Raw genomic sequence first — 10,783 nt, 5'->3', positions numbered from 1 at the left:
CAGGTTGCGCCACAATGTCCACCTCCCGGTATCGCTCACAAGCCGATACCGACAGTGCACACCCAGGCACCTAGACGGCGACAACCCGATCATCGCGTCCACCTCGGTGAGCGTAGGTGGTCAGCGCACTAGCGAGCGGCGTCGGCGCCGGGCATGAGGACCACGACGTTGCCCACCTTGCGGCCGCTGTCGACATAGGCGTAGGCGTCGCGCAGGTCGTCGAAGTCGTAGGTGCGATCGACCACGGGGCGGTAGGCGCCCCGGGCCATCAGCCCGGCCAGGTGCGCGGCGAGGTCGGCGTCCGAGTGTGGGAACGGGAACCGGACCCGGCGGCGACCCAGCGCCCCGGCCACCGGCCCAGCGGCAGCGAGGAGGATGTTCTGCGCCCCACGGCCGAGGTCCGAGGAGACGTAGGAGCCACCGGGTCGCAAGAGCGGGCGTGCAGCGCCGAACGGGAGGTGCCCGGTCGCGTCGACGACCGCGTCGAAGCCACCTCCCACCGACGCCGGATCCTGTCCCCCCGCGAGTTCGACCACACGAGCGGCACCGAGATCGCTCAGCAGCCTCGGCCGACCGGCGGGAAGCCGGTCGCACACCGCGACCACCTCGACTCCCTCGATGTGCAGCAGCTGCACCAGCCCGGTCCCGATCGCCCCGGTGGCCCCGTGGACGAGGGCGCGGTCACCCCGGGCCAGGCCGGTCACCCTCAGCACGGCATGCGCGTAGTGCGCCCCTTCCGTCCCCGGCGCTGCCTCGGCGAGATCCCACCCCTCCGGCACCCGGGCGACAAGACCGTCCACGGCGACGGCGACCAGCTCGGCATGAGCGCCCGGCCGGCCCTCGACGAACCCGAAGACCCGGTCTCCTACGGCGTACGACCCGACACCCTCGCCGACGGCGGCCACCACCCCGGCGTACTCCGACCCCAGCACCTCCACCCGCGGTCGCGGCCACCCGCAGTAGGCCCGGTTGATCCAGGGCCGCCCCGACCGGTACGCACAGTCGGTGCGGTTCACGGTCGTCGCACGCACCCTGACGAGCATCTCACCACGGCCGGGGACCGGGTCGGGGACGTCGTCGAAGCGGATCACCTCGGGGCCGCCGTACCGCCTCCGGACCGCTGCGCGCACGTGCCCAGTATGGCAAGGCACTGACAGCGCCTGACCTACGGGGGAATCGAGTCAATCCGTCCGTCAGCTGGTGCGACCTGCGAGCCTCTTGGCCGCGAGGAGCGCGGGCGGGAAGGGATCGACGCTATGGAGATTCGCGTGTTCTCTACGTGTCCGATGTGCTCCGCCGCCGATCTCGCGCGCACTGGCAAACAGCGGCCTCCCAAGTCGAAGACCAGCGTGGTGCCGGTTCTCGCGGGAAGCGGCCGACCGAACGGAACGTGCACTGTGGGGATGAGCCCTGGAATGACACCGCCAGGAAAGGTGACAACCAGCGTGACACCGGTGATCTTCGGTGCCACGCGGTTAGGGAGATGCGTTTTGCCTGCTCAGAGGCCATATCGATCTCGGTGGAGCTGAGGGGATTCGAACCCCTGACCCTCACACTGCCAGTGTGATGCGCTACCAGACTGCGCCACAGCCCCATATTCAATTTCACCTTTACCGCGTCCCAACTGTACTACATCGGCCGCGATGCCGGTTTAGTGCCCGTTCGTTCCTCTTCACCCTACTACATTCCCGAGACCGTAGGTTCGGGGTGCAGCTTCGCGGACTACTCCGTCGCTGATGTCTCAGCGAGCCGGTTCCGACCGCGTTGGCGAGTGTACAGGATCCGTGTCCGGGGCTGCCGAGTCATCCCCGCCCCCCAGCAGCGGCCGACCAGGCAACTGCGTGGGCAACGACGTCCCGGCGACCGCGTCCCGCGGGCCTGTCGTGACCTTATCAGCTCGCTGGACGCCGACATTGTGCTCGGCCAGCCGGAACCGTCCGTGTTCGGCGCGAAGCAGCGACCAGTGACAGTTGCGCAGTGGACCGAAGTGCCACCAGGTCTCCGGAGGGAGGCCGAGCAGGCGGCCGATGAGGGCCCGGGCGGTGCCGCCGTGCAGGACGAACACCACCAGGCTGTCCGGCCCGGCCGGCGGCCCGGCGGCGGCTACCTCGTCGAACAGAGCGCCGGCCCGGGCGCCCACCTCGGCATACGTCTCGCCGCCGCCGCGGCGGACGTCATCGCCGCGGCGCCAGGCCGCGTCCTCCTCGGGGAACAGCCGCCGGGCTTCGTCCGAGGTCAGTCCCGACCAGGCGCCGAGGTCGATCTCGCGCAGCCGCGCGTCCGGCCGGTAGGGCAGGCCCAGCGTCGCGGCGGTCGCCCGGCAGCGCAGCAGGTCGGACGACACGACGAGCTGGGGGCGCATCGCCTGGATCACTGGGCCGACCAGGGCGGCCTGGGCACGGCCGACCGCGTCCAGCGGCGGGTCGGCCTGCCCTTGGAAGCGTCCGTTGTCGTTCCACTCCGTGCGGCCGTGCCGCAGGAGCAGCAGCCTCACCAGGAGGGGCCGGCCGCGCGGGGGGCCTCGGCGCCGACACCGGCGCTGACCGTGGCGCGCGCCGCGTCGCGGTCCTCGAAGGTCACCCGCGGGCAGTCCTTCCAGAGCCGCTCGAGGTCGTAGAACTCGCGCTCCTCGGTGCGCTGGATGTGCACGACGATCTCGGAGAAGTCCAGCAGCACCCAGCGGCCCTCGCGCTCGCCCTCGCGACGCAGCGGCTTGACGCCCACGAGGCGCAGCTTCTCCTCGACCTCGTCGACGATGGCCTTCACCTGCCGCTCGTTGTCGGCGGACGCGAGCACGAAGCAGTCCGTGATGGCCAGCCGGTCGCTGACGTCGAGGACGACGATTTCCTTCGCGAGCTTGTCGGCGGCGGCCTGGGCCGCGGTGAGGGCGAGCTCGACGGCCCGGGGGGAAGCGGTCACGCTACGGGATCTCCAGGGTGGTGGGCTGGCCGGCGGGTCGCCGGCACGCTGATGGCGGTGGCGACCAGGGTGGCACCGGCCGCGCGCGGATGCCGGCCGGGATGCGCCGACCAAGATACGGTAGCTGGCGCGGCACGCGAGGTCACGGCGGTTTTCGTACGGTTCGCCCGGCTGGTGACCGGGGTCACCGGTAGAACAGACCAGAACAAGTCGATATTCCCGGCCAGCTCACGGCCGTCGCGACGGTCGGCAAGCCAGCCGCCGCCCGGCCCGGCTCGACACGTTCGACCTGGTCCGCTTCCAGCTTGACACAGCCCGGGTGGGTGACGCCCGTCCCGACACCGAGCGACCGGCCGCGCCACCACGGCGGTGACCGCTCGCGGCGCCGTCGGGCGAGAGCCGGCGGGCGTCCGCTCACGGCCGGCGCGGTCCTGGACGCGCGTCAGCCCGCGCCGGGCGGGGACGGGTCGTGACGGGGCAGGTAGAGACCCCGCTTGACGATGTAGCGGACGACGCCGTCGGGCGTCAGGTACCAGATCGGCGCGCCGCGGGCGACCCGGTCCCGGATGTCGGACGACGAGATCGCCAGCGCCGGAACCTCCAGCAGGCTGACCGAGCCGGCGGGCAGGCTAGCGTCGAAGGCCAGGTGGTAGCCGGGCCTGGTGACTCCGATGAAGTGCGCGAGCGGGAACAGGGCGTGGACGTCGCGCCAGGTCAGGATCTGCGCGATGGCGTCCGCTCCGGTGATGAAGAACAGCTCGGCGTCGGGGCGCAACGCCGCCAGGTCCCGCAGCGTGTCGATCGTGTAGGTCAGGCCGCCACGGTCGATGTCGATCCGGCTGACCGTGAACTGCGGGTTCCCCGCGGTCGCCAGGAAGGTCATCAGGTACCGGTCCTCGGCCGGGGACACCTCCCGGTCGGCCTTCTGCCAGGGCTGGCCGCTCGGGACGAACACGACCTCGTCGAGCGAGAACAGGGCGGCCACCTCGCTTGCCGCCACGAGGTGCCCGTTGTGTACCGGGTCGAACGTCCCGCCCATCACCCCCAACCGCACGCACGGACAGTAGCGCCACGCCCGGGCGACGTGCCCCGTTCTCGGCGCCCGCCAGCGGCCGGAGTGACCGTTACCACACAGATCCCCGATCACCGATGACGCAGGGTGATGGTCGGGCGAGCCGACGCCCGCGCCACGCCGGTAGGTCCGGTCCTGGGCCGGGCCGGGACCGCGCGCGCACGACGGCCGGACGGGCGCGGGTCACCCGGCGGTAACCGTGTGGACCTCAAAGAGTCCCACCGGGATGGGTTCGGACAGCTAGGCTCGGGGGCGCTGACGGAGGCACTGGTCACATCGACTGGCGCCGGCGGCGGCACCCGCCTGGTCACGTCGGCGACCAGGAGGGGTTCGCAAGGTCCGCTTCAACGCGATGAGGAGGCCGACCATGCCGGTACCCGGTCCGCGCCCCATCGGGCGCCATTCGACGCGGCCTGGCCCGGCCCGCCCAGGCGGCTCCGCCCGCCCGGTGTCGGCTGCCCGGCCAGACCCGGCCCCGCCTCGCCCGGCCCCGCCGGGCCCTGGCTCCGGCCCGCGCCGCCCGCTGGCCTACCGGCGGAGCCGGCCGTGGCGGTAAGCCCGGGAACCCACCCGGGCGCCGGCACGCCGGCAGACCCGAGCGATCTCGTGGACGTCGACGCGCTGATCACGGCGTATCACGACGTGCATCCGGACGCGGCCGACCCCGCGCAGCGGGTGTCCTTCGGGACGTCCGGGCACCGGGGCACGTCGACGAACGGCTCGTTCAACGCCGATCACATCCTGGCGACCACGCAGGCGATCTGTGAGTACCGCGCGGCGGCCGGGTACGACGGGCCGCTGTTCGTCGGCGTCGACACGCACGCGCTGTCGGCGCCGGCGCTGGTCAGCGCGCTGGAGGTGCTCGCCGCGCATGACGTCGACATCCGGATCGCCCCGGACGGGGAGGCCACCCCGACCCCGGTGATCTCGCACGCCATCCTCACCCACAACCGGTCCGGCCGGCCGGGGGTGGCGGACGGCATCGTCGTCACGCCGTCGCACAACCCGCCGACCGACGGTGGCTTCAAGTACAACCCGCCGCATGGCGGCCCGGCCGACAGCGAGGTCACGACCGCGATCCAGAACCGGGCGAACGAGCTGCTCGCCGCGGGCCTGGCCGGGGTGAGCCGGCTGCCGTACGAGAAGGCGCGGGCGACGGCGACGGTGCACGACTACGTGACGTCCTACGTCGACGACCTGGTCTCGGTGGTCGACCTGGACGCCGTGCGCGGCTCGGGGGTGCGCATCGGGGTCGACCCGCTGGGCGGGGCGAGCCTGGCCTACTGGCTGGCCATCGCCGAGCGGTACTCGCTCGACCTGACCGTCGTCAACGACACGGTCGACCCGACGTTCGGCTTCATGACCCGCGACTGGGACGGCAAGATCCGGATGGATCCGTCGTCCCCCTACGCGATGGCCTCGCTGCTGCGGCTGACGGGCGCCACCCCGGCGGATGGCCGACTGGGTTTCGACATCGCGGTCGCCAACGACGCGGACGCCGACCGGCACGGCATCGTCACCCCCGGAGCCGGCCTGCTCAACCCGAACCACTACCTGTCGGTCGCGATCTCCTACTTGTTCGCGCATCGCACCGACTGGTCGGCCGCGACGGCGGTTGGCAAGACGCTGGTCAGCTCCAGCATGATCGACCGGGTGGCGGCGGGCCTGGGCCGTGACCTGCTCGAGGTGCCGGTCGGGTTCAAGTGGTTCGTGCCGGGGTTGACGGACGGCAGCCTCGGCTTCGGCGGCGAGGAGAGCGCGGGCGCGTCGTTCCTGCGGGCCGACGGCACGGTGTGGACGACCGACAAGGACGGGCTGATCGCCTGCCTGCTGGCCGCGGAGATCACCGCCGTCACCGGCCGCGATCCCGGGGTGCTCTACGCCGAGCTGACCGAGAAGTACGGTGCCCCGGCCTACCGCCGGGTCGACGCGCCGGCGAACGCGGCGCAGAAGGACGTGCTCAAGCGGCTCACCCCGCGGGCGCTGGGCGCGGCGACGCTGGGCGGCCAGCCGATCGTCGCCACCCTCACCCATGCCCCCGGCAACGAGGCCTCGATCGGCGGCATCAAGGTCGTCGCCGACGACGCCTGGTTCGCCGCCCGCCCGTCCGGCACCGAGGATGTCTACAAGATCTACGCCGAGAGCTTCCGCGGCCCCGACCACCTGGCGTCCGTCCTGGCCGAGGCCCAGGCCATGGTCGACGCCGCCCTCGCCCGCGGCTGACACCGGAAGCCCGGCGGGCACCGCCGGGCTTCCGGGCCGCGGATCGCCGGCCGCCTGGCACAGCGGCGGCGGGTGATGGAGGCGCTCAGCCGGTTCGCGGGAGGGGCCGCGGACCCGAGATCGGCACGCGCGAAGCCTGGCCTTGGACCGCTCGGCGGGGCGGACGGCTGTTGAGCCGCGAGCGCCCGCCCCGCCGGGCGGCGTCGAGATCGGGCGTTCTACGACGCCGCGAGCAGGTCGGCGGCTGATCGCCGCGCGTTCTCGCTCCCCCGCTCCGCCGCGAGGAACGGGCCGTCCCCGCTCGGGTCGAGCACGCCGGACTCGGCCCAGCTGAACCGGTCGGCGAGCACCTGCTGGGCCAACGCGTAGTTGTGGGCGTCGTCGTTGCGCCACAGGGCGGCGAAGGAGTCCTCGACCCGGCGCCGCGCCTGCCGGCAGAACAGGTCAGCCAGGTCGGTCGCGGTGGTCTCCCCCTCCTCGGCGAGCATCCGCGCGCGTACCACCGCCGCGCTCATGGCGAACAGTTCGGCGCCGATGTCGACGAGGCGGCCCAGGAAAGCCTGGCGCTTTTCCAGCCCGCCCTGCCAGCGCGCCATCCCGTAGAAGGTCGACCGGGCCAGCCGGCGCGACGAACGCTCCACGAAGCGCAGATGGGCGCCGAGGCGGCCGAACTCGCGGAACGAACCCGGCGACATCCCGTCGCCGACCGCGAGGCTGGGCAGCCAGCGGCTGTAGAAGGCGGCGGCCCGCGCGCCGGCACGGGCCTTCGCCGCGAGCGACGCGTCCGGGGAGATGATGTCGCCGGCCACCGTGAGGTGGGTGTCCACGGCCTCCCGCGCGATGAGCAGGCGCATGATCTCGCTGGAGCCCTCGAAGATCCGGTTGATCCGCAGGTCGCGCAGCATCTGCTCGACCGGAACCGGCCGTTCACCGCGGTTGGCCAGGGACTGGGCGGTCTCGTAGCCGCGGCCGCCGCGGATCTGGAGCAGGTCGTCGGCGGCCTGCCAGGCAAGCTCGCTGGCATAGAGCTTGGCCAGGGCCGCCTCGATCCGGATGTCCCCCCGGCCCTCGTCGGCCATCAGGCCGGACAGCTCCACGATCGCCTCCAGGCCGAACGCCGTCGCGGCCAGAAACGCGATCTTCTGCGCGACGGCTTCGTGCTGGCCGATCGGCCTGCCCCACTGGACCCGCTCCTGGGACCACTGGCGGGCGATGCGCAGCGCGTACTTGGCGTGACCGGCGCAGAGCGCGGGCAGGGCGAGGCGGCCGGTGTTGAGCGTGGTCAGGGCGATGCGGAGCCCCTCACCCTCACGCCCGAGGCGGTCGGCGGCCGGGACCCGCACCCGGTCGAGGCTGGTCACCCCGTTCTCGATGCCGCGCAGGCCCATGAACTCGTTGCGGTGCTCGACCCGGACGCCGGGCGCGTGCGCGTCGACGATGAAACAGGTGATGCCACCGCGATGGCCGTCCGAGCGCGGCACCACCGCCATGACCACCAGCCGGTCGGCGATCACCCCGTTGGTGGTCCACAGCTTGCGGCCGGTCAGCTCGTAGGCGGCGCCACCGTCGACCGGCACGGCCTGGCTGCTCATCCTGGCCGGGTCGCTGCCCACGTCGGGCTCGGTCAGCAGGAACGCGCTGATCTCCGTGCCGGCGACCTTCGGCAGGTATCGGCGCTTCTGTTCCTCGGTGCCGAACCGCAGGACCGGCTCGGCGACGCCGATCGACTGGTGCGCCGAGAGCAGCGTCGGAATGCTCGAATGCCACGAGCCGCACAGTTCGAGGGCCCGGTTGTAGTAGACGGTGGTCAGCCCCAGCCCGCCGTACTCCTCGGGGATCTTCATGCCGAGGGCACCGATGCGCCGCAGCCCGTCGATCACCTGCTCGGGCAGCCGCCCCTCCCGCTCGATGCGCAGCGGGTCCACCGCCTCCTGCAGGAACAGCGCGAGCTGCGCCAGAAAGGCCTCCCCGCGGCGGCGGTCGTCCTCTCTCGGCCGCGGATGCGGCGAGATCAGGTCAAGGCGGAAATGACCGAGGAACAGTTCCTTGGCGAACGAGGGAAGCCTCCACTCGGACTCCCGCGCCGCCTCGGCGACCTCACGCGCCGCGCGCTCTCCTACCTGTGTCACGTCGCCTCCCGGCCGCCCGACAGCGGCACGCCGTGCTCCTACCCACGCCGTGTCCCGCCCGCACGAGCCGGAAGGCCATGACAGCCAGCCGCGGCGAGTAGTATCGCGATACATCTTTATATGGACCTGCCGTGGTCGACGACCAAGGGGACCGCCGCGCGACCCGCTCGTACACGAGGTCATCGAACGGAGCCGGACCGAGGGGGCCGCGCCCTGGCGGCGGGCGGCCGACCGCCAGGCCGGCGGCCCGCCGCCCGAACGGCGCGCGGGGTTCCAGCCCCGGGACCCGTTCGAGTTCGCCGACGTGGCGTTCCCGATCGCGCCCGAGCAGGGCGACCTTCTTCATCTGAAGGGCAGCACCGAGATCTCGGTCCGCGTGGCCTCCTGACGCCCGGGTTTCGGACCGGCGGGGATCGGCCGGCCCGAAACCCGGGCGGGCGTCAGCTCAGCTGGAGGAACCCGTCGAGGAGTCCGCGGGGACCGGCGCCGGGTCGGCCGGGGCCGGGCCAGCCGGGGCCGGCGAACCCCCGCCAGGACCACCCTGACCATCCGGACCGCCCGCGGCGCCGGGCGGGCCGGCCCGGTGGGACGACCGGCGGCGGCGTACGACGCGGGCCAGCCGGTAGAGCAGGTAGGCGACGACGAGGACCAGCAGCACCAGGGCGAGACCGCCGAGCGCGGAGATGATGTCCTCGAGGCCGTTGACGAAGTCGCGGCCGGCGTCACGGAACGCCTCGACGAAGCCGTTCTCGTCGTCCGGCTTCTCGGGCTCGCCGCCCTTCTCGTAGAGGTTGATCGACAGGGTCGCGTAGTCGCTCTGGTCGGCGAGCACCTTGAGCTGCCCCTCGATCTGCTCGATCTGGGCCTGCACGGAGCTGATCTCCCGCTGCACGCTGAGAACGTCGCCGATCGTGTCCGCCCTGGTGAGCAGCTCCTGGAAGGTCGAACGCGACGCGACCAGCGCGCTCTTGCGCGCCTCGAGATCGACGTACTCGCCGGTGACGTCCTGAGAGGTCAGGTTCGACGAGCTGACGACTCCGACCCCGCCGACGGTGTCCTGCAGGCTGGTGAACTTCCCGGACGGCACCCGCAGGGTGATGGCCGCGCTCTGCCGGTCGTCGTCGTCCGTCGCCGAGGTGCCGGAGACCTGGCTTTCCGCCAGGTAGCCGCCGAGGCCCTCGGCCGCCACCCGGATCTTGTTGATCGCGCTTTCGACGGTCCCGTCCGGGACCTCGACGCTCATCGACCCGGTCCACACGATCCGGGGCTGGGCGCCGGCCGGCCGGACGGCGCCGGAACCGGGGACCGTCGGCGGCATGATGCTCGAGTCGCTTCCGGAGGAACCCGCCGTGAAGGTGGGAGCGGCCGCGGCGCTCACTTCCCCGTCGGCGGTCCCTGGCGCGCCCCCGCCCTTGTCGCCGTAGGCGCTGTCGGGCGCGATCATGGCCGGAGCCGGCTCGATGGCGGCCCCGCTGCTGTCCCGATCACCGCCGCCGCCGCTGCCGCCGAGCGCGGCGATGGCGACGACCAGCACGACGAGCACGAGCACCGCGGCGAAGGCACCGCGACGGGTGACCCGTATCCGGCGCCCGCCAAGCTCGATCGTCCGGCCCGCGGTGCCGGCCGCGCCGCCAGTCCGCGCCGCCTGGAACGCCGCCCAGCCGGCCCGCAGCGGCGCGGGCGCGGCCGCCGCCGCGCCGCTCAGCCCGCGCGAGGTCCGCCGCCAGGAGCGGCTCCGGCTGGGCCGGGAGCAGATCCTGGACGCGGCCGAGGAGCTGTTCGGCCGGCAGGGCTACCGCGGCACCAGCCTGCAGCAGGTGGCCAAGCGCTGTGAGTTCTCGATCGGCGCGCTCTACCTCTTCATCGACAGCAAGGAAGAGCTGCTGCGGGCGGTGCTGGGCCGGCGCACCGCGGAGCTGATGGCGAAGATGACCGAGTGCCTGGCCGCCGAGGGCACCGGGGCGCAGCTGCTGGCCCGGCTCGCCAGGATGCAGGTCGACTTCCACCGCCGCTACCCGGACTTCGGCCGGCTCTCGACCCAGATCATGTCCGCCACCGGCATGCCCGGCATGCCCGGGTTCGGCGAGGACGTCGCCCGCGGCTACGACGCCGCGATCGCCCTGGAGGCGGAGCTGTTCGCCCGCGGTCAGCGGGACGGCACCCTGCGCGCCGGCGACCCGGAGTGCCTGGCCCGGCTCTACTCCGCGATGGTCACCGCCTACCACGCGATGGATCCCGAGGTCACCGGCACCGGCGTCGGCGCTGGCCTGCCCGACGAGGTGTTCCTGTCCACCGTCTCGGCCGCCTTCGCCCCCTGAGCGAACCCGGCGGATCCGGCCGATCGGGCGGCGCGGCGGGCCGCGCCCCGTCATCATCAGAAGATCGTGGCGGCATCGATTGGCCAACGATTGGATAACGTATATTCTTCTGATCCGCGACG

At 72.6% G+C, this 10,783-nt stretch carries 9 protein-coding genes and 1 tRNA gene; 3 read left to right on the top strand and 7 right to left on the bottom strand.

What is annotated here, in order from left to right:
* Positions 1-128: 128 nt before the first annotated feature.
* From I6A81_RS09535 to nadD, 5 genes are all read right to left on the bottom strand, one after another.
* Positions 129-1,130, bottom strand: a complete 1,002-nt coding sequence (locus I6A81_RS09535; RefSeq protein ID WP_307874557.1) for a quinone oxidoreductase family protein — start codon at positions 1,128-1,130, stop codon at positions 129-131.
* A 390-nt stretch (positions 1,131-1,520) separates the two neighbouring features.
* Positions 1,521-1,594: transfer RNA gene (locus tag I6A81_RS09530), tRNA-Ala, on the bottom strand.
* A 147-nt stretch (positions 1,595-1,741) separates the two neighbouring features.
* Complete coding sequence (locus tag I6A81_RS09525) at positions 1,742-2,494, bottom strand: histidine phosphatase family protein (RefSeq protein WP_203007209.1); 753 nt, start codon at positions 2,492-2,494, stop codon at positions 1,742-1,744.
* A complete protein-coding gene (gene rsfS / locus I6A81_RS09520; protein ID WP_203007210.1) occupies positions 2,491-2,919 on the bottom strand; it encodes a ribosome silencing factor in 429 nt (142 codons plus the stop codon). Before rsfS ends, I6A81_RS09525 begins: the two co-directional genes overlap by 4 nt.
* Positions 2,920-3,361: 442 nt before the next feature.
* Positions 3,362-3,973, bottom strand: a complete 612-nt coding sequence (gene nadD / locus I6A81_RS09515; RefSeq protein ID WP_307874556.1) for a nicotinate-nucleotide adenylyltransferase — start codon at positions 3,971-3,973, stop codon at positions 3,362-3,364.
* A 564-nt stretch (positions 3,974-4,537) separates the two neighbouring features.
* On the opposite strand from nadD, the gene pgm reads away from it, so the two are divergent.
* The gene (gene pgm, locus I6A81_RS09510; RefSeq protein ID WP_203007211.1) at positions 4,538-6,214 is read left to right on the top strand and encodes a phosphoglucomutase (alpha-D-glucose-1,6-bisphosphate-dependent); all 1,677 of its coding nucleotides are present in this window, start codon (positions 4,538-4,540) and stop codon (positions 6,212-6,214) included.
* A gap of 218 nt (positions 6,215-6,432) precedes the next feature.
* Here pgm and I6A81_RS09505 read toward each other — a convergent pair whose 3' ends face one another.
* The gene (locus I6A81_RS09505; protein ID WP_203007212.1) at positions 6,433-8,343 is read right to left on the bottom strand and encodes an acyl-CoA dehydrogenase family protein; all 1,911 of its coding nucleotides are present in this window, start codon (positions 8,341-8,343) and stop codon (positions 6,433-6,435) included.
* Between the two features lie 49 nt (positions 8,344-8,392).
* Between I6A81_RS09505 and I6A81_RS09500 the strand changes: the two genes are divergently transcribed.
* Positions 8,393-8,731 (top strand): hypothetical protein, encoded by a 339-nt coding sequence (locus tag I6A81_RS09500; protein WP_203007213.1) that lies wholly within the window; start codon positions 8,393-8,395, stop codon positions 8,729-8,731.
* A 57-nt stretch (positions 8,732-8,788) separates the two neighbouring features.
* Here I6A81_RS09500 and I6A81_RS09495 read toward each other — a convergent pair whose 3' ends face one another.
* Entirely contained in the window at positions 8,789-9,892 is a 1,104-nt protein-coding gene (locus I6A81_RS09495; RefSeq protein WP_203007214.1) for a DUF4349 domain-containing protein, read from the bottom strand.
* Here I6A81_RS09495 and I6A81_RS09490 point away from each other — a divergent pair.
* Positions 9,861-10,661, top strand: coding sequence for a TetR/AcrR family transcriptional regulator (locus I6A81_RS09490; protein ID WP_203010153.1), 801 nt, complete (start codon positions 9,861-9,863; stop codon positions 10,659-10,661). The two genes, I6A81_RS09495 and I6A81_RS09490, sit on opposite strands and share 32 nt — an antisense overlap.
* Positions 10,662-10,783 lie beyond the last annotated feature (122 nt).

The organism is Frankia nepalensis (assembly GCF_016786325.1).
GTDB classification, from domain to species: domain Bacteria; phylum Actinomycetota; class Actinomycetes; order Frankiales; family Frankiaceae; genus Pseudofrankia; species Pseudofrankia nepalensis.
This window is presented reverse-complemented; position numbering and strand designations above follow the sequence as displayed.